The sequence below is a fragment of the Nocardia rhizosphaerihabitans genome, assembly GCF_014646295.1.
GTDB classification, from domain to species: Bacteria; Actinomycetota; Actinomycetes; order Mycobacteriales; family Mycobacteriaceae; genus Nocardia; species Nocardia rhizosphaerihabitans.
In genome coordinates this window covers 151376-175613 of the sequence record NZ_BMNE01000004.1, presented here as the reverse complement: position 1 = coordinate 175613, position 24238 = coordinate 151376, and the positions used below count along the sequence as shown (strand labels likewise).

Below are 24238 nucleotides of genomic sequence, written 5' to 3'. Positions count from 1 at the left end.
CCCCGCGACGGGCACGAACCCCGGCACCCTCCGGCTCCACAAGAGTCGTTGGCGTGACCCGCAAACGCGACCGCCGCCGCCCCTGCACGCAGGTGGGCGTCGGAAATCGCAGAGAAATCCCGAATCAGGCGTAGGTTTTCAGTTACTGAGCCGCTAATATCAATGATACGTATCCGAGATAACGACTGTTAGTACAGTGAAGGGAATTGGGCGGCTCACAATGGCTGATTTCGCGGCGCGGCTGAACAAGCTGTTCGAAACCGTGCATCCCCCGGGGCGCAAGCCGCACACCAACGCAGAGGTTGCGGCTGCGCTGACTGCCTCCGGGCATCCGATCTCGAAGCCGTATCTCTCGCAGTTGCGGTCGGGACAACGAACCAACCCGTCCGACGAGACGGTGGCCGCCCTGGCGAAGTTCTTCAAGGTCAAGCCTGACTACTTCTTCAACGACATCTACGCGGCCAAGATCGATCACGACCTGGAACTGCTCGCGCAGCTGCAGGGCTACGGGCTGCGTCGACTGTCCAGCAGGGCATTCGACCTCTCGGAAGAATCACAGAATTTGCTCACCTCCATGGCGGAGAAGTTGAGGGCCAGCGAAGGCTTGCCCGAAATTCCTCCGGACGGAACGGAATAGGAACCACAGAGCGGTCGGCCTGACGCACCTGATGGTGTCCTGGGACCGGCCGTGAAAGACGGATACGTGCACAGTGAACGGGCCTGAGACGGTGTGATCCACCAGCTCAGGCCCGTTCTCTGTGTTCGGCTCAGTTCGAGGCGGCGGTGCTCTTCGGCGTCGCGCCCGCGGCGGCGACCGCCGCGTCGTACTCGGACGCGATCGTCAGCACCCAGCCGCGCGGGCTGACCCCGGGCGGCGGCGCGATCCAGCGCGCGTCGACGAACAAGTCCCCCAACGGATCTCGCACCCATTCGGCGACGACCGCGGCCCGCTCCGAGACCGACGTGGGCGGCTCGCCCGCCGCCGGGATGACGATGCCGCTGCCCGAGAGCAGATACAGCGCGTCCATCACCTGGGCCACGTGGTCGGACGCCTTGAGCTGCGTCGACGTGGCGTTCTGCTCCGGCGCGACCACATCGGGGAAGCGGCCGACCATCAGCTTGTGCAGCGGTCGGATCCGGCGCAGCAGGATCCGGGCCCGCCACCACAACTCGACCACGATCGACACCGCGCCGAACGCGATGAGCAGACTCGCGATCTCCCAGGCCTGCCAGCCCCAGGTGGGCTCGCCGGGCGGGGCCGGCTCGGCGTGCTGGAAGGCGCGGCCCGCGTTGGCGACCGCGAGCACGGCCACCAAAGCCGTTCCCGCCGTGTAGATCGCGATACCGCGACCCAGGGTGGTCCAGTCCAGATTGCGCAGACCGGTGGCCACGATGAACACCGCGCCGAGCGCGACCACGATCCAGCCGAAGGTGAACGACCACCCCAGCGTGATCGCGATGGCGAGCGCGCCGATGCCGTAGACCACCATGGCGATCTGGCGCAGATTGCGGCGCGAGACCACCGGCCACGCCGCCGAGGCGACCACGGAGGTGGCGGTGGTGAACAAAATCCACGCCGAATCCACGATGCCGGTGGACAACCACCCGCTACGCACCCCGCCGGGCAGCAGATTGTCGATCGCCACCGCGATATCGGGAATTGCGACGGTCGCCGCGAGCGCGACTGCGGAGACCGCGACGACGATGGCGACGCGGGCGGTCGTCGCCGGCTTGACCAGCACGCGACCCACTCGCGCACCCGCGGCAACCCAGACCAGCAGGGCTGTCAACCAGAGTGTCATCCGAGTGCCTCATCGAATCGAAGGACCGAGACGCCTGCGCCCCGGTTGTTGAACACGCGCAGCCGGGTCATGAGCATGGCCGCGAAGGTCTCGGCCTCCCACTCGGCGAGGTCGTCGGCTCCGTCGTCGACGATCTGCGCGTGGGCGCGCTGGCTGAGCATGTAGGCGATCAGGTCGTCGCTGACCTCGAGCGTCGTCTCCACCGCGGGCGCGCCCTCGTGGTCGAAGACGATGTGGCCCAGTTCGTGCGCGAGGGTGTGGTCGCGGCTGGGCAGGGCGTCGGCGAGGACGATGATGTCGCGTTCCGGGTAGAACCGGCGCTGACCACAGACGCCGGGACCCAATTGCGCACTGGTGATCTCGATTTCGCGCTTCCGCTCGCGCGAGATCGCCGCGACCACCTCATCGAGGGTGGTCGCGTCGGAATCGGCGGCGACCGCGCACACCGCGTCCACCGCGGCGGCGACACGGCGATAGGACCTCGAGGTGCTCCGGGTCTTGCTCTTGCTCATCGAAGATCCCCTCACGACCTCGGTCCGAAGAACTCGGCACGCGCCGCGTTCACCCGGGCTTGGGCTGCCGCGGCACCTTGGAAACTCACTGCGCCCGAGCCGGTACCGGCCAGCGCCAACGCGATCAGGCCGCCGATCACCGACAGCAGTTCCGGTTCGGGCAGGCCGCTGTTGTCGCTGGTCGGCTTGAACGCGTGATTCGGCGCGGCCGCCGGGGCGGGCGCGGCGGCGGCGGGCGGCGCGGCGGGAGCCGCGACAGCGGGCGGTGTAGCTGCCGGAACCGGTGCTGCTACAGCTACATTCGGCACAGCGGGCGACGAGGGCGCGGGCGGAATCGCGATCGACGGCAAGGCGGGCGCTGCCGGGGCGGAGGGGATCGGGATCAGCAGCAGGAGCAGCGGCGAGGCCGAGCCCACCGCGGCGGAACCGACGGCGGCCGAGCCGACCGCGGCCGAACCCGTACCTGCGGAACCGACGGCAGCTGAGCCGACAGCCGCGGAACCCACTGCGGCAGAACCGGTTCCGAGGACTGCGGAGCCCAAGCCGAGGGCCGCGGAACCGGTGCCCGCGGCGGCCGAACCGACCGCGGCCGAGCCGGTGCCGAGCACTGCCGCCGCACCTGCCGAACCGGTCGCGAGGACGCCTGCGGCGCCGGCCGAACCCGTGCCGAGGACTGCCGCGATACCAGCCGAACCGGTACCGAGGATGGCGCCGACGCCGGCCGAGCCGGTGCCGAGCAGCAGGCCGAGACCCGCGGAGCCGGTACCGAGGACAGCGCCAGCGGCGGCCGAACCCGCGCCCGCGGCGGCCGAACCGGCGGCAGCGGAGCCCGAGGCGGAACCGGAGCCGTTGACTTCCTTCTTCGGAACGTCATGCGTGGACTGGCCGGGGATGTTCAGCGGCTGCCACTCGCCGTCACCGGCTACGGGCGCGCCCGCGGGGTGCTGGGTATCGGCGGGGGTCTGGCCGTTGTCGCCCTGGCCGCCGTCACCGGAGCCGCTGGGCAGCCTCAGCTCGGGGCCGGGCTTGCCGTTGTCCTGGCCGCCGTTGTTCTGACCGTTGTTCCCCTGTCCACTGCTTCCGCTCCCTGGCGCCTGAGCAGCGGGAGTCGATGGTTTTTCCGGTGCGGCTGTGGCGAGAGCCGGCCCGAGCAGAGCAGAACCGGCCAGCACGCTCGCAGCGGCAAGTACGCGCAAGATGCGACCAACGGCCATGCGCTTGTCATCCCCTTAGCTATTCAGCGCAGCAATACCCCCGGTCGCGACACATTCCGGGATCGACGAACAGTAGCCCATGGTAAACCCACCGTTGCTTCCACGCAGGAGAGAGCAAGAGTCGTCCAGCCCCCTTAACGCTCGTGACATGGCAAAAGCGCAGGCCGGGGAGTTTCCGCGGCCTGCGCTCTATGGGTTTGCTATGCGCCGTACACCGGTTCCGGCTCGACGCTCTTCTCGATCAGTTCGGCCACGACCGGACCGAGCTCGGCCGGGTTCCAGCGGGCGCCGCGGTCGACCGGAGCGCCGTGGCGCCAGCCCTGCGCGAGCGCCACCTTTCCGCCCTCGACCTCGAACATCCGGCCGGTCACCCCGGCCGACTCGGTGCTGCCGAGCCACACGACGAGCGGGGAGATGTTCTCCGGCGCCATCGCGTCGAAGCCGGAATCGGGGGCGGCCATGGTCTCGGCGAAGACCGTCTCGGTCATCCGGGTGCGGGCGGCGGGCGCGATCGCGTTCACCGTGACGCCGTAGCGGCCGAACTCGGCCGAGGCGGTGAGGGTGAGACCGGCGATGCCCGCCTTGGCCGCGCCGTAGTTGCCCTGGCCGACGCTGCCCTGCAGACCGGCGCCGGAGCTGGTGTTGATGACGCGGGCATCGACCGGACGGCCCGCCTTCGACTCACCGCGCCAGTACTCGGCCGCGTGCCGCATGGTGGCGAAGTGGCCCTTGAGGTGCACGCGGACCACCGCGTCCCACTCGTCCTCGCCCAGGTTGACCAGCATCCGATCGCGCACGAAACCGGCATTGTTCACCAGCACGTCGAGGCCACCGAAGGTGTCGACGGCCTGGCGGATCAGGCGCCGGGCGCCCTCCCAGTCGGCGACGTCGTCGTAGTTGGCGACGGCCTCGCCACCGGCGGCGACGATCTCGTCGACGACCTGCTGGGCCGGGGTCTCGGTGGTCTCGGCGCCGTCGAGCGCGGTGCCGACGTCGTTGACCACCACGCGCGCGCCCGCGGCGGCGAAGGCGAGCGCGTGCGCGCGGCCGATCCCCCGGCCCGCGCCGGTGACGATGACGGTGCGGCCCGCGCAGATCAACTGCTGGTCGTCCATAGGAAGCTCCTGTATCTCTGGCGGCTGGTGCCGCGGGTTTTCGGCCTCGTGACCTCGCATCCGAGGGGCGATACTGCGCCTTCGGCGTTCCGTCTCGCCCCTCGGATGCGAGGCGGCCGAAAACCGTGGTGGTCGGGTAGGGATTAGTGGTTGGCGGTGGCGGCGTCCAGGAAGGCCGGGCGTTCGCCGCCGCCGTGGACGAGCAGGGTGGCGCCGCTGATGTGCGCGGCCAGGGGTGAGGCGAGGAACAGCGCGGCGCTGCCGACGTCGGCGGGGCTGGCCAGCCTGCCCATCGGCACGGTCTTGGCGACCGCGGCCACACCGTCGGCGTCGCCGTAGTGCAGATGGCTGAGTTCGGTCTCGACCGGGCCGACGACGACGGAGTTCAGCCGGACCTTCGGCGCCCATTCGACGGCCAGCGAGGAGGCCAGGTTGTCCAGGCCCGCCTTGGCCGCGCCGTAGGCAGCGGTACCGGGCGAGGGGCGGTGCCCGCTGACGCTGGTGATCATCACGATCGAGCCGCCCGCGTCCTGCTTCTGCATCACCGCGTTGGCCTGCTGCGAGATCAGCAGGGGCGCGAGCAGATTCAGCTCCACGATCTTGGCGTGGAACTTGGGGCTCGCGGCATCGGCCATCGCGAAGGGCGCGCCGCCCGCGTTGTTCACCACGTGGTCGATCCGGCCGTGTCCGGCCAGGATCTCGGCGAACATCGCCGCCACCGCGTCGACGTCGCGCACATCGCAGGTGAGGTGTTCGGTGCTGCGGTCCCCCACCGTGATCGGTTCGTCCGCGGGCCTGCGCGCGCAGGTCAGCACCGTCGCGCCCGCGGCGAGGAAGGCCCGGCTGATGCCTGCGCCGACACCGCGGACGCCGCCGGTCACCAGAACGATCTGCTCGGAAAGGTCGATTTCTACAGCCACCGTGCTAACCTACCAAGCAATTGCTTGCTTTGTCTCGGGTTCGCCCGAGTCGCGCACGATGGGACTTTGCGATGGGGATAAACCGTCACACCGAAACCGAGGGCGTCGAAGTCGTCACAGTCGACTACCCGCCGGTCAACGCACTGCCGTCCGACGGCTGGTTTGCCCTGGCCGACGCGATCCGGGAGGCAGGCCGTAATCCGGAGACCCGGGTGGTGGTGCTGCGGGCCGAGGGCCGCGGCTTCAACGCCGGCGTCGACATCAAGGAGATGAACGCCGACACCGGCCACACCGCGCTGATCCGCGCCAACCACGGCTGCTTCGAGGCCTTCGCGGCCGTCTACGACTGCCAGGTACCCGTTGTCACCGCCGTCAACGGCTTCTGCCTCGGCGGCGGCATCGGGCTGGTCGGCAACTCCGATGTCATCGTCGCCTCCGACGACGCCACCTTCGGCCTGCCCGAGGTGGACCGCGGCGCGCTCGGCGCGGCCACCCACCTGGCGCGACTGGTCCCCCAGCACCTGATGCGGACCATGTTCTACACCGCGGGCAAGCTCACCGCCCAGCAGCTGCACCACTTCGGCTCGGTGTACCAGGTGGTGCCGCGCGCCGAACTCGACGCCGCGGCCATGGAGGTCGCCAAGAACATCGCGAACAAGGACGGCCGCGTGATCCGGGCCGCCAAGCGCGCGCTCAACGGCATCGACGTGCAGGACGTGCACCGCTCCTACCGCTACGAGCAGGGCTTCACCATGGAGCTCAACCTCGCCGGTGTCGCCGACGAGATCAGGGCGCGTTTCGACGACGATCTCGCCGCGCAGAAGAAGGAGAAGTAGACGCCATGCGCGACAAGAGAATGACGCTCGACGAGGTCGTCGGCGAGCTGCGCAGCGGCATGACCATCGGCATCGGCGGCTGGGGTTCCCGGCGCAAGCCGATGGCGCTGGTGCGCGCGCTGCTGCGCTCCGATGTCACCGACCTGACCGTGGTCACCTACGGTGGCCCCGATCTGGGTCTGCTGTGCTCGGCGGGCAAGGTGCGCAAGGCGTACTACGGGTTCGTCTCGCTGGATTCGGCGCCCTTCTACGATCCGTGGTTCGCCAAGGCGCGCACCGAGGGCGCGATCACCGTGCGCGAGATGGACGAGGGCATGGTCAAGTGCGGCCTGCAGGCCGCGGCGGCCCGGCTGCCGTTCCTGCCGATCCGGGCCGGTCTCGGGTCGTCGGTGATCGACTTCTGGGAAGGCGAGCTGAAGACGATCCAGTCACCCTACCCGGCCGCCGACGGCAAGACCGAGACGCTCGTGGCGATGCCCGCGCTGAACCTCGACGCTTCCTTCGTGCACCTGGATCTGGCCGACAAGCACGGCAATGCCGCCTACACCGGCGTCGACCCGTACTTCGACGACCTGTACTGCCTGGCCGCCGAGCGGCGCTACGTCTCGGTGGATCGCCTGGTCGAGACCGAGGAACTGGTGAAAGCCGTTCCGCAGCAGTCGATCATCCTCAACCGGATGCTGGTCGACGGTGTCGTCGAGTCGCCCGGTGGCGCGCACTTCACCTTCTCCGGCAGCTACGGCCGCGACGAGAAGTTCCAGAAGCACTATGTGGCCGCCGCGGCGACTCCCGAGTCGTGGGCCGAGTTCAAGGCTCGCTACCTGGATGTCTCCGAAGCCGAATACCAGTCCGCCGTCCACGCTTTCGCCGAGGAGCAGAAATGAGTACAGCATCGCTAGGCGATTCCGTGAGGGGTGGCGGCCGGGAGACGGGCGGGCGCATTACCCGTGCTGAAATCTGCGTCGTCGCCGCCGCGGAGATCTTCCGCGGAGCCGGTGAGATCATGGCGAGCCCGATGTCGACGGTCACCACCATCGGCGCCCGGCTGGCCCGGCTCACCTTCGAGCCCGATCTGCTGCTGTCCGACGGCGAGGCGCTGTTCTTCGCCGAGGTTCCGGCGATCGGCGCGAAAGCGCCGGTGGAGGGCTGGATTCCGTTCTCCAAGGTGTTCGACGTGGTCGCCTCCGGCCGTCGGCACGTGGTGATGGGCGCCAACCAGATCGACCGGTTCGGCAACCAGAACCTGTCGGCCTTCGGTCCGCTGCAGCAGCCGACCCGGCAGATGTTCGGTGTGCGCGGCGCGCCGGGCAACACCATCAACCACGCCACCAGCTACTTCGTGCCCCGGCACAACAAGCGGGTGTTCGTCGATCAGGTCGACATCATCTCCGGAATCGGTTACGACCGTATCGATCCCGAGAACCCGGCCTACCGCTTCCACCACCTGCACCGGGTGGTGACCAACCTGGGCGTGTTCGACTTCAACGGTCCCGACCACACCCTGCGCGCGCTGTCGCTGCATCCGGGCGTGAGCGCCGACGAGGTCGCCGAGAACACCTCCTTCGAGGTCGCCGAGCTCGGCACCGCGGGCGAGACCAGGCTGCCCACCGAGGAAGAGCTGCGGATCATCCGAACCGTGCTCGATCCCAAGGGTTTCCGGGAGAAGGAAGTGGCGGCGTGAGCGGTCAGCGGCCGGAGGCGGCAGCGGAGCGTAACCACGCAGGCCGCCCGAGCACGCCGAGAGGAGACAGCGTGCGCGCGCGGCTGCGGACTCCGCTGACCGAGCTGGTCGGGATCGAGCATCCGGTCGTGCAGACCGGCATGGGCTGGGTCGCCGGTCCGCGCTTGGTCGCGGCCACGGCCAACGCGGGCGGGCTCGGCATCCTGGCCTCGGCCACGATGACCTTCGAGGAGCTCGAGGCGGCGATCGCCAAGACCAAGTCGCTCACCGACAAGCCGTTCGGCGTGAACATCCGTGCCGACGCGACCGATGCCACCGAGCGCATCGAGCTGCTCATCCGGGAGCAGGTGCGGGTCGCCTCCTTCGCGCTCGCGCCGAAGCAGGACCTCATCGCCAAGCTCAAAGACGCCGGTGTCGTGGTGGTTCCGTCGATCGGCGCGGCCAAGCACGCGGTGAAGGTGGCCTCCTGGGGCGCCGACGCGGTGATCGTGCAGGGCGGCGAGGGCGGTGGGCACACCGGCCCGGTCGCCACGACGCTGCTGCTGCCCTCGGTGCTCGACGCGGTCGACATCCCGGTGGTCGCGGCGGGCGGTTTCTTCGACGGTCGCGGCCTGGCCGCCGCGCTGTCCTACGGTGCGGCAGGCGTCGCCATGGGCACCCGCTTCCTGCTGACCCAGGAGAGCACCGTCCCGGAGGCCGTGAAGCAGGAGTACCTGGCGCGCGGTCTGCAGGACACGGTGGTCTCGGTGAAGGTCGACGGCATGCCGCACCGGATGCTGAACACCGAACTGGTCGAGAAGCTGGAGCATTCCGGCGGCTGGCGCGGCCTGTCCGCGGCGGTCGGCAACGCGGCCAAGTTCAAATCCATGACCGGCATGAAGTGGTCGACGCTGATGCGCGACGGCCTGGCGATGCGCAAGACCAAGGACCTCAGCTGGTCCCAGGTCGTGATGGCCGCGAACTCGGCGATGCTGACCAAGGCCGGTCTCGTCGAGGGCCGCACGGATGCGGGCGTGCTGCCCGCGGGCCAGGTCACCGGCATCATCGACAGCCTGCCGACCGTGGCCGAGCTGATCGACGGGATCGTCACCGACGCCGTCGCCCGGATCGAGGCGATCTCGGCGCTGACCGTCGAGTCCGCGTCCGAGGCCCACTGACCGGAGCCGGAAAACGGCTCCACCCCGAAGCTCGCCCCGATCGACGGCCCAGAGCCAACCGTCGGTCACACGGGGCGACCGAACACCGGACCCGGTGCCGCACTCACGAGGTGCGCATCGGGTCCGGTGCTTTTTCGGCGGGACGTTGTCCGGGTCTCGTGGTCACGACACGGGCTCGAAGGCGCTGCCGACGGCGCCCGGTCGCCTAGAATTTGCCGGACATCGACACCGTGGCGGGAGGTCGCGCGAATGCCGGATATGAGCGGCAGGTCCGGGCCTCGCCGATGCGGTATGCGCGATGATTGCCACCCTTGTCGCCGCCTCGTCGGCCCGCGTCCGCCTCGTCGCCGATACCGATCCGGAGGAGTAGCGCGATGACAGCCTCGGAACAGACAGCGACGAAGAAGATGCCGTTGCTGACCTTGTCGGCGATGGTGGTCGGCTCCATGGTCGGCGCGGGCGTCTTCTCGCTACCGCGCAACTTCGGGCAGGCCACCGGCGGATTCGGCGCGATCATCGCCTGGACGATCGCGGGCACCGGAATGCTGATGCTGGCGTTCGTCTTCCAGGCGCTGGCCGTGCGCAAACCAGACCTCGACGCCGGTGTCTACGCCTACGCCAAGGCCGGCTTCGGTGAGTACCTCGGCTTCTTCTCCGCGTTCGGATACTGGGCCAGCGCCTGTGTCGGCAATGTCAGCTACTGGGTGCTGATCAAGTCCACCCTCGGGCAGGTGCTGCCCATCTTCGGCGAGGGCAACACCGTTCCCGCGGTGCTGCTGTCGACGGTGTGCATCTGGGCCTTCCATTTCATGGTGCTGCGCGGGGTCCAGGAGGCCGCCGCCATCAACCAGATCGTCACCGTGGCCAAGCTGGTGCCGATCCTGGTGTTCATCGTGGTGCTGCTGTTCTTCTTCGACCCCGGTGTCTTCGCCGACAACTTCTGGGGCGGCGACGCGTATTCCGAATCGCTGGTCGAACAGGTGCGTTCGACGATGCTGGTGACGGTCTTCGTGTTCCTCGGCATCGAGGGCGCGAGCGTGTACTCCAGGTACGCGCGCAAGCGCGAGGACATCGGCCGCGCCACTGTGCTCGGATTCCTCAGCGTGCTCGCCATTTTCGCGTCGGTGACCATGGTGTCGTTCGGCATCATGCCGCGTGACGAACTCGCCGCGGTGCAGCAGCCGTCGATGTCGCCGGTCTTCGAATCCGCCGTCGGCACCTGGGGCGCCTGGTTCATCAGCATCGGACTGATCATCTCGGTCCTCGGCGCCTACCTGGCCTGGACGCTGATGGCCGCCGAAGTGTTGTTCGTGGCGGCGAAAGACCGGGACATGCCGTCTTTCCTGGCCCGGGTCAACAACGCCGATGTGCCGGTGATCGCGCTGATCTTCACCACCGTGCTGATCCAGCTCGTGCTGATCACCACGCTGTTCTCCGACGACGCGTTCACCTTCACCCTCAAGCTGTGCAGTTCGCTGTCGCTGGTGCCGTACCTGCTTGCCGCGGCCTACGCGCTCAAGCTCGCCTACACCAGGGAGACCTACGAGCAGATCGAACCGGACAACCGCACCAAAGAGCTCGTCATCGCCTTCGTCGCCACCTTCTACACCGCGTTCATGCTCGTCGCGGCCGGACTCGAATTCCTGCTGCTGTCCTGCATCATCTACGCGCCAGGCACCATCTTGTTCGCCCTGACCCGTCGCGAGGCGGGCAAGCGGGTCTTCTCGCCCTGGGAGGCGGCTCTGTTCGCCGCCGTCGCCCTCGGCGCCGTCATCGGCATCGTCGGCCTGGCGACCGGCGCCATCTCGATCTGAGTCCGCCCGATCCGAGGAGCAGAAATGACTGGAACCCCCGCCACCGCGTTCGGCGTCCATTCCGAAGTCGGCACGCTGCGCAAGGTGCTGGTGTGCGCGCCCGGCCTGGCCCACGAGCGGCTCACTCCGACCAATTGCGATGACCTGCTCTTCGACGATGTGCTGTGGGTGCAGAACGCCAAACGCGACCACTTCGACTTCATGACCAAGATGCGCGACCGCGGCGTCGAGGTGGTCGAACTCCACAATCTGCTCGCCGAAACCCTCGCCGTGCCCGGCGCGAAGGACTGGATTCTCGATCGCAAGATCGTGGCCAACGAGGTCGGGCTCGGACTGATCGACGACACCAGGGCCTACCTGGAGTCGGTCGACGACCGCACCCTGGCGACCTACCTTCTCGGCGGACTCGCGACCGCGGACCTGCCCGCCGAATTCCGTTCCGGTTACCTGGCGCTGGCGCGCGAGCAGAGCGGGGTCCGCGAGTATCTGATGCCGCCGCTGCCGAACACGCTCTACACCCGCGACACCACCTGCTGGCTCTACGGCGGCGTCACGCTCAATCCGCTCTACTGGCCCGCCCGGCACGACGAAACGCTGCTGATGGCCGCGATCTACGCCTTCCATCCCGACTTCACCGGCGCGAAGGTCTGGTGGGGCGATCCCGAACAGGATTGGGGGCTGGCCACTTTCGAGGGCGGCGACGTGATGCCCGTCGGCAACGGGGTGGTCCTGATCGGGATGAGCGAACGGACGTCCCGGCAGGCGATCACCCAGGTCGCCGCGTCGCTGTTCGAGGCGGGCGCCGCCGAGCGGGTGATCGTGGCCGGAATGCCGAAGCTGCGCTCGGCGATGCATCTCGACACCGTGTTCACCTTCGCCGACCGCGACCTGGTCACGGTCTACCCCGACATCGTCTACGGCATCCACCCGTTCTCCCTGCGGCCCAGCGACCGCGCCCCCGGTGTCGAGGTGATCGAGGAGACCGCACCGTTCCTCGATGTGGTGGCCGATTCGCTGAACCTGCCGAAGCTGCGGGTGGTCGAGACCGGCGGCGGCTACTACGCCAACGAACGCCAGCAGTGGGACAGCGGCAACAACCTGGTCGCCGTCGAACCCGGTGTCGTCTTCGCCTACGACCGCAACACCCACACCAATTCGGCCCTGCGCAAGGAAGGTGTCGAGGTGATCAGCATCGTCGGCGCCGAACTGGGCCGCGGCCGCGGCGGCGGACACTGCATGACCTGCCCGCTGATCCGCGACGCCGTCGAGTTCTGAGCGGGGCGATCAGCGCGGGCGCACCTCGACGCGGTTGTCGTGGAACACCGCGCCGCCGCCGTAGTCCGAATCCCGTTCGGCGATGGTCGCGTTGACGGTGGCGCCGTCGGTGAACTTGGCCCAGCGGCCCTTGGTCGTCGCGGCGACGCCCGGCCTGACCCGGTCCGACACCTCGGCCACCGCCTCGAACGCGCCGCGCGCGTTGGACACCAGCACCGCGGCACCGTCGGTGATGTCGCGGGCGGCGGCGTCGTCGGGGTGCAGGGTGATCGTGGAATCGCCTGCTCGGCGGCGTAATTCGGGGTTGCTGCCGAACGAGGTATTGAGGAAGTAGTGCGAGGCGGCGGAGATCAGGACCAGCCCGTCGCCCTTGTCGGCCGGTGGCGTGTAGTCCGGCAACGGGTCATGTCCGGCCAGTTCGGCTCGCGTGGAGACGAATTGCAGCTTGTCCGCCGGGACCGAACCGGGCTGAATCTTCAGGAATCCGTCGGCCCTGAGCCGGTCGAGGTCGTGGCCCTTCAACAGCTGCCTGGCCAGTTCCTCGTCGGAGTCGTACAGCGCGGGTTCGGTGAGGCCGAGGCGATGCGAGAGCCTGCGGAAAGTCTCGGTGGTGGACAGGCATTCGCCCGGCGGTTCGACGGCGGGCTCGTTCCAGACCAGGTAGAGGTGGCCGTAGCCCGCGATGACATCGAGGTGTTCGGGCTGCATCGTGGCCGGCAGCACGATGTCGGCGTAGTCGACGGTGTCGGTGGCGAAATGCTCGAGCACCACGGTGAACAGGTCGTCGCGGGAGAGGCCTTCGATCGCCCTGCGCTGGTCGGGGTTCGAGCCGACCGGGTTGGCGCCGATCACGAACAGCGCCTTGACCGGCGGATCGTCGGTCTCGAGCAGAGCTTCGCCGAGGCGGGTCATCGACAGCGTGCGGACCGGGTGCGGCAGGAGATCGTCGCGAACCAGCGCCGCGTCGTCGAGCCGGAAATGCCCACTCGTCGAATAGTGCAGTCCACCACCGGGAATCGCCCAGTCACCGGTGACACCCGGCAGGCAGGCGAGCACCCGCAGCGCCATCCCGCCGCCGGCATGGCGCTGCATGCCCTGGGAGGCACGGATGGCGGTCGGCCTGGTGCGGGCGATCCGCTCACCGAGCGCGACGATCTGTTCCTGCGGTACGCCGGTGATCGCGGCGGTGCGCTCCGGGGTGAATTCCGTGATGCGGTCGCGGAATTCGGGCCAGCCCTCGGTGTGCTCGGCGATGAACCGCTCGTCCTGCGCGCCGAGCGAGACGATGACATGCAGCAGGCCCAGTGCCAGCGCGGCGTCGGTGCCGGGCAGCGGGGCGATGTGCTCGTCGCAGCGTTCGGAGGTCTTGGTGCGCACCGGGTCGATCGAGACCAGGTAGGCGCCGCTGTCCTGCACGAACTTCCACAGGTGGTGACCGGAGGTGAGCGGGTTGGTGCCCCACAGCAGGATCAGCTTCGACCTCGCGAAGTCCTCGGGGTCCATGCCGCCGGAGGTGCCGAGCGTGTAGCGCAGCCCCGTGCCGCCCGCGACCGAGCAGATCGTCGCGGCGTGATGCGAGGCGCCGAGCACGTTGAACATTCGCCGGCCGGGATAGCCCTCCAGGCCCTGCAGGTAGCCGAGGCTGCCGGTGCCGTGGAACGGCCAGATCGCCTCGGCGCCGAACCCGGCGACGATGCCGGTGAGCCGCGTGGCGATCTCGTCGAGCGCCTCGTCCCAGCTGATCCGCTCGAATCGGCCGGAGCCCTTCGGTCCCACCCGGCGCAGCGGATAGCGCAGCCGGTCCGGTGACCCGACCTGCTCGAGATACCGATTCACCTTGACGCACAGCGCGCCACGGGTCACCGGATGGTCCTTGTTGCCCCGCAGCCCGGTGGCTTTCCCGTCCTCGACGGTCACCACCCACGAGCATGCGTCCGGGCAGTCGAGCGGGCACGCGCCGAGCACCTTCACCCGGCCCATCGTAGGCCCGGCCGGGCCGGTCCGGCATCAGGAGCGGATCGAGCGCAGGCACTGCCGGGGTTGGTTCGGCGGCAGCTTGGCCACCGACGAACGTGGGCCGACGACGTGTGCGGTCGTCGGCTCCACGCCGATCGGAAGTGCCTGGCTACGCGCCCAGCCGCTCGATGATGGTCACGTTCGCCGTGCCACCGCCCTCGCAGATGGTGAGCAGGCCGTAGCGGCCGTTCACCCGCTCCAGCTCGTTGAGCAGCGTGGCGAACAGCTTGGCGCCGGTCGCGCCGAGCGGGTGACCGAGTGCGATGGCACCGCCGTTGACGTTCACCTTCGCCGGATCGGCGCCGATCTCCTTGATCCAGGCCAGCACCACGGGAGCGAAGGCCTCGTTGATCTCGATGACATCGATGTCGTCGATGGTCAGGCCGGTCTTCTCCAGCGCCCACTGAGTGGCCGGGATCGGCGCGCTGAGCATGAAGATCGGGTCGGCGCCACGCGCGCTGACGTGATGGATGCGGGCGCGCGGGGTGAGGCCGTATTCCTTGACCGCCCACTCCGAGGCGAGCAGCGTGGCGCTGGCGCCGTCGGAGATCTGGCTGGCGACCGCCGCGGTGAGCGGGCTGCCCTCCGACAGCGGCTGCAGCGCCGCCATCTTCTCCAGGCTGGTCTCGCGCGGACCCTGGTCGACGGTGAAGTCGCCGACCGGCACGATCTCGTTGTCGAAGCGGCCCTCGGCGATGGCGGTCCTGGCGCGCTCATGGCTCTGCAGCGCCCAGCGCTCCATGTCCTCGCGGCTGATGCCCCACTTCTCGGCGATCATCTCGGCGCCCTTGAACTGGGAGACCTCGCCGGTGCCGTAGCGCGAGTCCCAGCCCTTGGCGCCGATGAACGAGGACTCGAAGCCGTACGGCTTGGCCGCGAGCATGGCGGCGCCGATCGGGATGGCGCTCATGTTCTGCACGCCGCCGGCCACGATGACCTCGGCGGTACCGCTCATGATGGCCTGCGCGCCGAAGTTGATCGCCTGCTGGCTGGAACCGCACTGCCGGTCGACGGTGACGCCGGGCACCTCCTCGGGGTATCCCGCGACCAGCCACATGGTGCGGCCGATGTTGCCCGCCTGCGGGCCGAGGTTGTCGACACAGCCCACGATCACGTCGTCGACGATCGCCGGGTCGATGCCGGTGCGCTCGACGAGACCACGCAGCGCGGCCGCGCCGAGATCGGCGGAGTGCACCTCGGCCAGCGCGCCACCGCGCTTGCCGACCGCGGTACGCACCGCATCGATCACATAGGCCTCCCGTAGTGGGGCGTAGGGGCGGCGCTCGGCGGATGCGGTCATGATGGAACTCCTATTTCGCGGTGCTCCCGGGCACGGTCAGCCCGTCGAGCACGATGGTGAGATATTGCTGGGCAAGGCTTTGCACGGTGATCGGGCCACCGGGGGTGTACCAGCGGACCGCGACCCACACGGTGTCGCGCAGGAAGCGGAACGCCAGTTCCACGTCGAGTTCGGGACGGAAGCTGCCGTCGGCGACACCGGCGGTGAGCACCTTGTGCCACAGCTCCCGGAACTCGGTGTTGAAGTCGCGGATGTAGCCGAAACGTTCGACGTCGCGCAGGTTCTTGGCCTCGGCCTGGTAGATGGCGACCGCGGCGTGATGCCGGTCGAAGGCCTCGTAGGAGGCGATCACCAAGGCTTCCAAGGTCTCTCGCGAGCTGAGCCCGGCGGCCGCGATCTCGCGATAGCGGCCGAACAGGTCGTCGAGGAAGCCGCGCAGGATCTCGTCGACCATCGACTCCTTGGAGTCGAAGTGGTGGTAGAGGCTGCCGGAGAGGATCCCCGCCGAGTCGGCGATGTCACGCACGGTGGTGGCACGCAGTCCACGTTCGGCGAACAGGTTCGCGGCGAGGTCCAGGAGTTCGTCGCGGCGAGTACGTTTCACGGTGTCGGATGCGGTCACAACGTCATCCTACAACCAAGCATTTGCTTGGTTCGCGGAAACTCCGCACGCTCGCGCCCGCTCATCATGCGCGCTGACTACTCACCGAGACCACCTCACCGGTCAGGTACGAGGTGTAGTCACTGGCCAGCATGGCGATCGTCGCCGCGACTTCCCAAGGCTCGGCCGCGCGGCCGAAGGCCTCGCGTTCACTGAGCGCGTCGAGCAGCTCCGAGGAACTGACCTTGTCCAGGAACGGATGCCGCGCGATGCTCGGCGCGACGGCGTTGATCCGAACACCGAACTCGGCGGCTTCCACCGCGCTGCACCTGGTCAGCGCCATCACGCCCGCCTTGGCCGCGGCGTAGTGCGCCTGGCCGTGCTGGGCGCGCCAGCCGAGCACGCTGGCGTTGTTGACGATCACGCCGCCATGGCCGGCGGACCGGAAGTACCCGAGCGCGGCACGGGTGCAGCGGAAAGTGCCGGTCAGGGTGATGTCGAGGACCTGATCCCACTGCTCGTCGGTCATGTCGACCACCGGCGTCTCGCCGCCGAGGCCCGCGTTGTTGACCATGATGTCGATCCGGCCGAGTTCGGCGGCGGCATCGGTGAGCAGCTGGTTCACCTGCGCGGTGTCGCGGACATCGCAGACCACCGCGCCGACCTTGCGCTCGGGGAATTCCTTGGCGAGCAGCTCGGCGGTCTCGGTGAGCCTGCGCTCGTGCCAGTCGGAGACGACGACGTCAGCGCCCTCTTCCAGCAGCCTGCGGGCGGTGGCCGAGCCGATGCCGGTGCCCGCCGCGGCGGTGATGACGGCCTTGCGGCCGGTCAGCAGGCCGTGGCCGGGGATGGACGGAGGCGGGACGGACAGCGGGCCGGTCACGGGCGGGCCTCCCGCGGCAGGCCGAGCACACGCTCGGCGATGATGTTGCGCTGCACTTCGTTCGAACCTCCATAGATCGTGTCGGCGCGGCTGAACAGGTACAGCCGCTGCCATGCGGTCATGTCTGGGTTGTCTTCGGGGCCGAGGACCAGCCCGGCGGCGCCCTGCACCGCCATGGCGAGTTCGCCGAGTCCGCGATGCCAGTTGCCCCACAACAACTTCGAGACCGACGCGCCACCGGCATCGTCGACGTCCTCGCTCATGGTGCGCAGCGCGTGCGCGCGCAGTACCCGAAGGCCGACCCAGGCGTTGTCGATGCGCTCGGCGATCAGCGGGTCGTCCGCCGCGCCGGTCCGCCGGGCCAGTGCCTCGATGTCGGCGAGTTCGCGGGCGAAGCGGATCTGCTGGCCGAGCGTGGAGATGCCACGCTCGAAGGTCAGCGTCCCCATGGCGATGCGCCAGCCGTCGCCCGGCTCGCCGACGACCAGGCCCGCCTCGGTGACGGCGTCGTCGAAGAACACCTCGTTGAATTCGGAGGTGCCGGTGAGCTGCTCGATCGGGCGCACCTCGATGCCCGGCTGATTCATCGGCACCAGGAGGTAGGACAGGCCCTTGTGCCTGCTCGACCCCTTCTCGGTGCGCGCGATGACGAAGCACCAGTCGGCGACGTGCGCGAGCGAGGTCCAGATCTTCTGGCCGTTGATCACCCAGCGGTCGCCGTCCAGGCGCGCGGTGGTGCTCACCGCGGCCAGGTCGGAGCCTGCGCCCGGTTCGGAGTAGCCCTGGCACCACAGCTCGCTCACCGAGCGCACGCCCGGCAGGAAGCGCTTCTTCTGCTCTTCGGTGCCGAAGGCCAGCAGGGTCGGGCCGAGCAGTTCCTCGCCCACGTGCGAGACCCGCGCGGGCGCGTCGGCCTTCGCGTACTCCTCGTGGAAGATGACCTGCTGGCGCACGCTGGCGCCGCGGCCGCCCCATTCGACCGGCCAGCCCAGGCAGGTCCAGCCCGCCGCGGCGAGGTGCCGGTCCCAGGCCAGCCGCTCTTCGAAGAACTCGTGCTCGCGCCCCGGCCCGCCGGTGCCACGCAGGTCACGGAACTCCCCGGCCAGGTTTTCGGCCAGCCAGTCGCGTATTTCCGCGCAAAACTCCGCGTCGGAGGTCGCGGTATCGGAATCTGAGGTCTGGATCACGCCCACGCCGGTAGGATAACCTACCAAGCACTTGCTTTGTTAGCCGATTGGTGAGGACCCCGTGACAACCCCTGCACAGACCACCCCGCAGGCACTGCGAGACGTCGCCGCGGCGCATCCGCACGAGCCGGCCCTGATCGACGGCGCGACCCGCCTGACCTGGGCCGAGCTACTCGACCAGGTCCGGATCGCGGCGCGCGCGCTGATCGCCCGCGGCATCGCCCCCGGTGACCGGGTCGCGATGTGGGCGCCCAATACCCACCACTGGGTGATTGCGGCGCTGGCCGCGCACTCGGTCGGCGCCGCTCTGGTTCCGCTCAACACCCGCTATGTCGCCGCCGAGGCGGCCGACGTGCTGGTCCGGGTGGACGCGAAGGCGCTGTTCGTCGCCGGGCCGTTCCTCGGGCGCGATCGCGCGGCCGAACTGCGCGCGGCGGCGCCGGAACTGAAGATCGGCACCGTCGTGGTGATTCCGGTCGAGGGCGACTCCCCCGCCGACGACGCGTCGCTGACCTGGTCGGCGCTGCTCGACCTGGCCGACACCGTCTCCGCCGAGGCGGGCGAGGAACGGGCGAACGCGGTCTCCCCCGACGACATCTCCGACATCCTGTTCACCTCCGGCACCACCGGCCGCAGCAAGGGCACGCTCGTCGCGCACCGGCAGGCACTGGGCGTCGTGCGCGGCTGGGTCGAGTGCTCGACGCTGCGCACGGGCGATCGCTACCTGATGATCCCGCCGTTCTTCCACAACTTCGGCTACAAGGCGGGCATTCTCGCCTGCCTGGTCACCGGGGCCACGATCGTGCCGCAGGCCACCTTCGACGTGCCCGCAGCGCTGGCGCTGATCGAGTCCGAGCGGATCACCGTGCTGACCGGTCCGCCGACGATCTACCAGACCATCCTCGAGCATCCCCAGCGTGGCGAGCGCGACCTGTCGTCGTTGCGGGTGGCGGTGACCGGCGCGGCGACGGTGCCGGTGGTGCTGATCGAGCGGATGCGCGACGATCTCGACTTCGAGGTGGTCATCACCGCCTACGGCCTGTCCGAGTCGGCCGGTTTCGGCACCATGTGCCGACCCGACGACGACGCGGCCACCATCGCCAACACCTGCGGCGGGCCGATCGCCGACTTCGAACTGCGCCTGTCCGAGGCCGGCGAGGTACTGCTGCGCGGCCCCAACGTGATGCTCGGCTATCTCGACGATCCCGAGGCCACCGCCGAGGCGATCGACGCCGACGGCTGGCTGCACACCGGCGACATCGGCATCGTCGACGAGCGTGGCTACCTGAAGATCACCGACCGGCTCAAGGACATGTACATCACCGGCGGGTTCAACGTGTACCCCGCCGAGATCGAGCAGACCCTGGCCCGGCTCGACGGCGTCGCCGAGTCGGCGGTCATCGGTGTGCCGGACGAGCGGATGGGCGAGGTCGGCAAGGCGGTCGTCGTCCGGCGGGCAGGCTCGACGCTGACAGAGGACGAGGTGATCGCCTTCGCCGCATCCACATTGGCCAATTTCAAAGTGCCCCGGCTCGTGGAGTTCCGCGACCAGCTGCCCTACAGCGCGGCGGGCAAGGTGCTCAAGCGTGAGCTACGTGAGGAGAAGTCGTGAGTCCCGAAACCGAAACCGAGGTCGTCACCTACGAGGTGCGCGGGTCGGTCGCCGTGGTCACCATGAACCGGCCCGAGTTCCGTAACGCGCAGAACTCGAAGATGACCTACGCCCTCGACGCCGCGTTCGTGCGGGCCGTCGAGGACCCCGAGGTCAAGGTGATCGTGCTGGCGGGCAACGGGAAACACTTCAGCGCGGGCCACGACATCGGCACGCCGGGGCGCGACCACGATGTGCACTACGAGAACAAGGCCGCGCTGTGGTGGGACCACGTCGACCGCGCGGGCGGCGATCAGCGCTTCGCCCGCGAGTCCGAGGTGTACCTGGGCATGTGCCGCCGCTGGCGGGAGATCCCCAAGCCGACCGTCGCGATGGTGCAGGGCGCCTGCATCGCCGGCGGGCTGATGCTGGCCTGGGTGTGCGATCTGATCGTCTGCTCCGATGACGCGTTCTTCTCCGATCCCGTTGTCCGGATGGGCATTCCGGGTGTGGAGTACTTCGCGCATCCGTGGGTGATGGGTCCGCGCGCCGCCAAGGAGTTCCTGTTCACCGGTGACCGGTTCGACGCTGCCCAGGCCAAGGAGTGGGGCATGGTCAACCGGGTCGTGCCGCGCGCGGAACTCGAGTCCGAGGTGATGGCGCTGGCCGAGAAGATCTCCGCCATGCCGCAATTCGGGCTCGCGCTCACCAAGAAGGCCGTCAACCAGGCCGAAGACCTGATGGGAATGCGCTCCGGGATGGATTCGGTCTTCGGGCTGCACCATTTCGCGCACGCGCACAATGCCGAAGTCGGCGCCGATTCGCTCGGCGGGATGACCGCCCGCTCGATGAAGGGCGCCGCGACCGAACAGAACGGGACGAAGTAAGTGGACCTCGAGATCGACCCGGCAGTACGGGAGTTCCAGCTGGAGGTGCGCGAGTTCCTCGCCGCCAACGTCCCCAGCGAACCACTGCCGTCCATGGACACCGCGGCGGGCTTCGAAGCCCATCGCGCCTGGGAGGCCACGCTGGCCGAGGCTCGCCTCTCGGCGGTGTCGTGGCCCACCGAGTACGGCGGCCGCGACGCCTCCATCCTCGAGTGGGTGCTGTTCGAGCAGGAGTACTACGCGGCGGGTGCGCCGGGGCGCGTCGCCCAGAACGGCATCTTCCTGCTCGCGCCGACCCTGTTCGAGCACGGCACCGAGGAGCAGCTGGCCCGGATCCTGCCGCGGATGGCGCGCGGTGACGACATCTGGGCGCAGGCCTGGTCCGAGCCCGAATCCGGCAGCGACCTGGCGAGCCTGCGCTCGACCGCGCGGCGCACCGAGGGCGGCTGGATCCTCAACGGCCAGAAGACCTGGAGCTCGCGCGCCACCTTCGCGGATTGGGCCTTCGGCCTGTTCCGCAGCGATCCCGAGGCGCAGCGTCATCACGGCCTGACCTACGTGATGTTCCCGCTCTCCGCCGACGGCGTGAGCGTGCGGCCGATCCCGCAGCTCGACGGCGAGCCCGGGTTCGCCGAGATCTTCCTCGACGACGTCTTCGTCCCCGATCGCGACGTCATCGGCGCGCCGAACGAGGGCTGGCGGGTCGCGATGGCGACCTCGAGCAACGAGCGCGGCCTGTCGCTGCGCAGCCCCGGCCGCTTCAGCGCGACCGCGCAGCGGCTGATCGACCTGTGGACCGAGACGACCGAACCCACCGACACCGCCGCGCGCAATGCCGTGGTGGACGCCTGGATCGGTAGCGAGGCCTACCGCCTGCACACCTTCGGCACCGTCACCCGGCTGACCGACGGCGGTCAGCTCGGCGCGGAATCCTCGATCACCAAGGTGTACTGGTCCGAACTCGACATCGCCATGCACCAGACGGCGCTCGACCTGCTCGGCCCCGCCGCCGAGCTGACCGGCAAGTGGACCGAAGGCTACCTGTTCTCGCTGTCGGGCCCGATCTACGCGGGCACCAACGAGATCCAGCGCAACATCATCGCCGAGCGCATCCTCGGCCTGCCGCGGGAGAGCAAGCGATGACCGTCGACGCACCGGGCGCCTTCGCCCGTCCGAGCACAGGAGGCCTGCGATGAAGTTCGCCCTCAGCACCGAACAACTCGATTTCGCCGCCGAACTGCGCAAGGTCCTCGACGCCGCGCAGGTGCCGACGGCGACCCGCGCGTGGGCCGCGGGCGACACCGCCAAGGGCACGGCCGTCCTGCGCCAGGTCGCCGAGGCAGGCGTGTTCGGGCTCGTCGTCGCCGACGAGTACGACGGCGCCGACGCGACCGCGGTCGATCTCGTCGTCGCGCTGGTCGAGCTCGGCCGGGCCGGCGTGCCCGGCCCGGTCACCGAATCCGCGGCGGTGATTCCGGCCCTGCTGCAACGTCTTCCGGACGCGACCGCCGCCCAGCGGTGGCTGCCCGCGCTGGCGGGCGGTGGGCTGCTCGGCACCATCGCGCTCACCGACACGGGCACGCTGCCCGGCATCGCGCTCGACGCCGACACCGCCGACCTCGTGCTGCTCGCGACGGGCGACCGGGTCTCGCTCGGCGTGCGCACCGACGCACCCGGCGACCCGTTGCGGTCGATCGACCCGGCGCGCAGGCTGTCCCCGGTCGGCGCGGGCGAACTGGTGGCCGACGACGCCGCCGACGCCATCTCCTACGCCGTCGATCTGGGTGTTCTCGCGACCGCGGCGCAGCTGCTCGGCGCGGGCCGCGCGCTGCTGGACCAAACCACCACCTATGCCAAGCAGCGCAAGCAGTTCGGCCGCGCGATCGGCGAATTCCAGGCGGTCAAGCAGCAGCTCGCCGACGTGCTGATCGCGCTGGATCTGGCCGAGCCGCTGCTCTACCGCGCCGCCCTCACGCTGGACTCCGACGATCGCGCCCGCGATGTGTCGGCGGCCATCGTGGCCTGCGGCGATGCCGCCCACCGCGCATCCCGCGCCGGTCTGCAGGTGCACGGCGCGATCGGCTACACCGCCGAATGCGACCTGTCGCTGTGGATCACCAGGGTGGCGGCCCTGCGCACCGCCTGGGGCACCGCCGATTTCCACCGCGGCCGCATCGCGGACGCGCTGCGCGCGGCCGAACCCGCGGCGGTCTGAGGCGAGCGGATGCCACTCCCCGTACCCACCGACGCGGTGACCACCACCGACTCTGCCGAGGAACCCCATGTCATCGAATGAACTACTCGAATTCCGCACCTCCGTCCGCGCCCTGCTGGCCAAGCACGCCACGCCCGCCGCGGTGCGCGCGGCCATGGACACCGACCTCGGGTACGACCCGAAGCTGTGGACCATGCTGTGCGAGCAGGTCGGTGTCGCCGCGCTCGCGGTGCCCGAGGAATGGGGTGGCGCCGGCGCCGGGCTGGTCGAATCGCTGATGGTGGTGGGCGAATTGGGCCGCACCCTGGCCGGGGTGCCGATGCTCGGGTCGGCCGTGCTCGGGGTGCAGGCGATCCTGAACTCGGGTGACGAGCAGGCCTGCGCTCGGCTGCTGCCGGATCTGGCCGAGGGTTCGCGCACGGCGGCGCTGTGCTGGGCCGACGCCGGCGGCTGGGACTCCGCGGGCGTGCGCGCGAGCGACGGGAAGCTCACCGGCGCAGCGCATTACGTGCTGCACGGTGCCCAGGCCGATCTGCTGCTCGTCCTCACCGACGACGGCCTGTTCGAGACAACGGCCGACGCTCCCGGCGTGGTCGTCGCCCCGACGCCGGGCCTCGACCCCACCCGCAAGCTGGCCGTCATCACCTTCACCGACACCCCGGCGATGCGGATCGGCTCGGGCGACCCCGCCGCCCTGCGGACACGCCTGCGCGAGATCGCGTGGGCCGCACTCGCCGCAGAGCAGGTCGGCGCCGCGAGGCACTGCCTGGAGATGACCGTCGAATACACGGCCTCGCGGGTGCAGTTCGGCAGGCCGATCGGCAGTTTCCAGGCGCTCAAGCACCGGATGGCCGATATGTACGTGCTGGTGGAGTCGGCCGAGTCGACCGCGCTGGCGGCGGCGCAGGCCGTGGCCGAGAACAGTGACTCGGCCGCCGAGGACGTCTACGTCGCCCGTAAGCATTGCACCCAGGCCTTCTCCCACGTGGCCGCCGAGACGATCCAGTTGCACGGCGGCATCGCCATCACCTGGGAACACGACGCCCACCTCTATTTCAAGCGGGCACACGCCACCGCCGAGCTCTTCGGCACCGGCCGCCGTCCGGTCGCGGCTGCCTGACCGCGCCCATCGAAAGCCCTGGTCGCGCCCCCGCGGCCGGGGCTTTCGGCGTGTTGTGCGAGATGTCACCAGCCCCGAGTCGCCGATCGCTGGGTTTAGATAGTTAGCTTAT

General features: G+C 69.3%; 22 protein-coding genes. 12 read left to right on the top strand and 10 right to left on the bottom strand.

The window, feature by feature from the left end; genetic code table 11:
* Positions 1 to 220: 220 nt before the first annotated feature.
* Positions 221 to 637 carry a helix-turn-helix domain-containing protein gene (locus IEY60_RS18385; RefSeq protein ID WP_019044759.1) on the top strand — a complete coding sequence of 139 codons (417 nt, stop codon included), beginning with the start codon at positions 221 to 223 and terminating at the stop codon, positions 635 to 637.
* A gap of 130 nt (positions 638 to 767) precedes the next feature.
* On the opposite strand, the gene IEY60_RS18380 is transcribed toward IEY60_RS18385, so the two are convergent.
* The 5 genes from IEY60_RS18380 to IEY60_RS18360 all read right to left on the bottom strand — a co-directional run bounded on the left by IEY60_RS18380 (position 768) and on the right by IEY60_RS18360 (position 5563).
* Entirely contained in the window at positions 768 to 1802 is a 1035-nt protein-coding gene (locus tag IEY60_RS18380) for a hypothetical protein (protein WP_189029890.1), read from the bottom strand.
* A complete protein-coding gene (locus IEY60_RS18375; protein WP_189029888.1) occupies positions 1799 to 2314 on the bottom strand; it encodes an ImmA/IrrE family metallo-endopeptidase in 516 nt (171 codons plus the stop codon). Before IEY60_RS18375 ends, IEY60_RS18380 begins: the two co-directional genes overlap by 4 nt.
* A gap of 11 nt (positions 2315 to 2325) precedes the next feature.
* Positions 2326 to 3528, bottom strand: coding sequence for a hypothetical protein (locus tag IEY60_RS36245; protein WP_189029877.1), 1203 nt, complete (start codon positions 3526 to 3528; stop codon positions 2326 to 2328).
* A 200-nt stretch (positions 3529 to 3728) separates the two neighbouring features.
* Complete coding sequence (locus IEY60_RS18365) at positions 3729 to 4643, bottom strand: SDR family oxidoreductase (protein ID WP_189029875.1); 915 nt, start codon at positions 4641 to 4643, stop codon at positions 3729 to 3731.
* Positions 4644 to 4786: 143 nt separating this feature from the next.
* Positions 4787 to 5563 carry an SDR family oxidoreductase gene (locus IEY60_RS18360; RefSeq protein WP_189029873.1) on the bottom strand — a complete coding sequence of 259 codons (777 nt, stop codon included), beginning with the start codon at positions 5561 to 5563 and terminating at the stop codon, positions 4787 to 4789.
* A gap of 71 nt (positions 5564 to 5634) precedes the next feature.
* On the opposite strand from IEY60_RS18360, the gene IEY60_RS18355 reads away from it, so the two are divergent.
* The 6 genes from IEY60_RS18355 to IEY60_RS18330 all read left to right on the top strand — a co-directional run bounded on the left by IEY60_RS18355 (position 5635) and on the right by IEY60_RS18330 (position 12326).
* Entirely contained in the window at positions 5635 to 6399 is a 765-nt protein-coding gene (locus IEY60_RS18355) for an enoyl-CoA hydratase family protein (protein WP_189029871.1), read from the top strand.
* A gap of 5 nt (positions 6400 to 6404) precedes the next feature.
* On the top strand, positions 6405 to 7283 hold the full coding sequence (locus IEY60_RS18350) for a CoA transferase subunit A (protein ID WP_189029869.1): 879 nt from the start codon (positions 6405 to 6407) through the stop codon (positions 7281 to 7283).
* The gene (locus IEY60_RS18345) at positions 7280 to 8080 is read left to right on the top strand and encodes a CoA-transferase subunit beta (protein ID WP_189029867.1); all 801 of its coding nucleotides are present in this window, start codon (positions 7280 to 7282) and stop codon (positions 8078 to 8080) included. Before IEY60_RS18350 ends, IEY60_RS18345 begins: the two co-directional genes overlap by 4 nt.
* 71 nt (positions 8081 to 8151) lie before the next feature.
* A complete protein-coding gene (locus IEY60_RS18340; protein ID WP_189029865.1) occupies positions 8152 to 9237 on the top strand; it encodes an NAD(P)H-dependent flavin oxidoreductase in 1086 nt (361 codons plus the stop codon).
* Positions 9238 to 9611: 374 nt separating this feature from the next.
* Positions 9612 to 11051: a basic amino acid/polyamine antiporter gene (locus IEY60_RS18335; protein ID WP_189029856.1), complete on the top strand. Its 1440-nt coding sequence runs from the start codon at positions 9612 to 9614 to the stop codon at positions 11049 to 11051.
* 24 nt (positions 11052 to 11075) lie between these two features.
* Positions 11076 to 12326: an arginine deiminase gene (locus IEY60_RS18330; RefSeq protein ID WP_189029854.1), complete on the top strand. Its 1251-nt coding sequence runs from the start codon at positions 11076 to 11078 to the stop codon at positions 12324 to 12326.
* 9 nt (positions 12327 to 12335) lie between these two features.
* Here IEY60_RS18330 and IEY60_RS18325 read toward each other — a convergent pair whose 3' ends face one another.
* The 5 genes from IEY60_RS18325 to IEY60_RS18305 all read right to left on the bottom strand — a co-directional run bounded on the left by IEY60_RS18325 (position 12336) and on the right by IEY60_RS18305 (position 18319).
* Positions 12336 to 14306 (bottom strand): molybdopterin-containing oxidoreductase family protein, encoded by a 1971-nt coding sequence (locus IEY60_RS18325; protein ID WP_189029852.1) that lies wholly within the window; start codon positions 14304 to 14306, stop codon positions 12336 to 12338.
* Between the two features lie 145 nt (positions 14307 to 14451).
* Positions 14452 to 15642, bottom strand: coding sequence for an acetyl-CoA C-acetyltransferase (locus IEY60_RS18320; protein WP_189029850.1), 1191 nt, complete (start codon positions 15640 to 15642; stop codon positions 14452 to 14454).
* 10 nt (positions 15643 to 15652) lie between these two features.
* Positions 15653 to 16264 (bottom strand): TetR/AcrR family transcriptional regulator, encoded by a 612-nt coding sequence (locus IEY60_RS18315; RefSeq protein ID WP_189029848.1) that lies wholly within the window; start codon positions 16262 to 16264, stop codon positions 15653 to 15655.
* Between the two features lie 64 nt (positions 16265 to 16328).
* Entirely contained in the window at positions 16329 to 17126 is a 798-nt protein-coding gene (locus IEY60_RS18310) for an SDR family oxidoreductase (RefSeq protein ID WP_189029846.1), read from the bottom strand.
* Positions 17123 to 18319, bottom strand: a complete 1197-nt coding sequence (locus IEY60_RS18305) for an acyl-CoA dehydrogenase family protein (protein WP_189029844.1) — start codon at positions 18317 to 18319, stop codon at positions 17123 to 17125. The genes IEY60_RS18310 and IEY60_RS18305 overlap by 4 nt, the downstream gene beginning before the upstream one ends.
* A gap of 55 nt (positions 18320 to 18374) precedes the next feature.
* On the opposite strand from IEY60_RS18305, the gene IEY60_RS18300 reads away from it, so the two are divergent.
* The 5 genes from IEY60_RS18300 to IEY60_RS18280 all read left to right on the top strand — a co-directional run bounded on the left by IEY60_RS18300 (position 18375) and on the right by IEY60_RS18280 (position 24126).
* Entirely contained in the window at positions 18375 to 19925 is a 1551-nt protein-coding gene (locus tag IEY60_RS18300) for a FadD3 family acyl-CoA ligase (protein WP_189029842.1), read from the top strand.
* A complete protein-coding gene (locus IEY60_RS18295; protein ID WP_189029840.1) occupies positions 19922 to 20791 on the top strand; it encodes an enoyl-CoA hydratase in 870 nt (289 codons plus the stop codon). The genes IEY60_RS18300 and IEY60_RS18295 overlap by 4 nt, the downstream gene beginning before the upstream one ends.
* Entirely contained in the window at positions 20792 to 21934 is a 1143-nt protein-coding gene (locus IEY60_RS18290) for an acyl-CoA dehydrogenase family protein (RefSeq protein WP_189029838.1), read from the top strand.
* A gap of 49 nt (positions 21935 to 21983) precedes the next feature.
* Positions 21984 to 23006 (top strand): acyl-CoA dehydrogenase family protein, encoded by a 1023-nt coding sequence (locus IEY60_RS18285; RefSeq protein ID WP_189029836.1) that lies wholly within the window; start codon positions 21984 to 21986, stop codon positions 23004 to 23006.
* Between the two features lie 67 nt (positions 23007 to 23073).
* Positions 23074 to 24126: an acyl-CoA dehydrogenase family protein gene (locus IEY60_RS18280; protein ID WP_189029834.1), complete on the top strand. Its 1053-nt coding sequence runs from the start codon at positions 23074 to 23076 to the stop codon at positions 24124 to 24126.
* Positions 24127 to 24238: the final 112 nt, after the last annotated feature.

Coding starts and splice junctions, on each gene's coding strand:
- IEY60_RS18350 (WP_189029869.1), top strand. CDS start 6,405: ATGCGCGACAAGAGAATGACGCTCGACGAGGTCGTCGGCGAGCTGCGC.
- IEY60_RS18335 (WP_189029856.1), top strand. CDS start 9,612: ATGACAGCCTCGGAACAGACAGCGACGAAGAAGATGCCGTTGCTGACC.
- IEY60_RS18285 (WP_189029836.1), top strand. CDS start 21,984: ATGAAGTTCGCCCTCAGCACCGAACAACTCGATTTCGCCGCCGAACTG.
- IEY60_RS18345 (WP_189029867.1), top strand. CDS start 7,280: ATGAGTACAGCATCGCTAGGCGATTCCGTGAGGGGTGGCGGCCGGGAG.
- IEY60_RS18385 (WP_019044759.1), top strand. CDS start 221: ATGGCTGATTTCGCGGCGCGGCTGAACAAGCTGTTCGAAACCGTGCAT.
- IEY60_RS18280 (WP_189029834.1), top strand. CDS start 23,074: ATGTCATCGAATGAACTACTCGAATTCCGCACCTCCGTCCGCGCCCTG.
- IEY60_RS18325 (WP_189029852.1), bottom strand. CDS start 14,306: ATGGGCCGGGTGAAGGTGCTCGGCGCGTGCCCGCTCGACTGCCCGGAC.
- IEY60_RS18355 (WP_189029871.1), top strand. CDS start 5,635: ATGGGGATAAACCGTCACACCGAAACCGAGGGCGTCGAAGTCGTCACA.
- IEY60_RS18320 (WP_189029850.1), bottom strand. CDS start 15,642: ATGACCGCATCCGCCGAGCGCCGCCCCTACGCCCCACTACGGGAGGCC.
- IEY60_RS18375 (WP_189029888.1), bottom strand. CDS start 2,314: ATGAGCAAGAGCAAGACCCGGAGCACCTCGAGGTCCTATCGCCGTGTC.
- IEY60_RS36245 (WP_189029877.1), bottom strand. CDS start 3,528: ATGGCCGTTGGTCGCATCTTGCGCGTACTTGCCGCTGCGAGCGTGCTG.
- IEY60_RS18380 (WP_189029890.1), bottom strand. CDS start 1,802: ATGACACTCTGGTTGACAGCCCTGCTGGTCTGGGTTGCCGCGGGTGCG.
- IEY60_RS18365 (WP_189029875.1), bottom strand. CDS start 4,643: ATGGACGACCAGCAGTTGATCTGCGCGGGCCGCACCGTCATCGTCACC.
- IEY60_RS18330 (WP_189029854.1), top strand. CDS start 11,076: ATGACTGGAACCCCCGCCACCGCGTTCGGCGTCCATTCCGAAGTCGGC.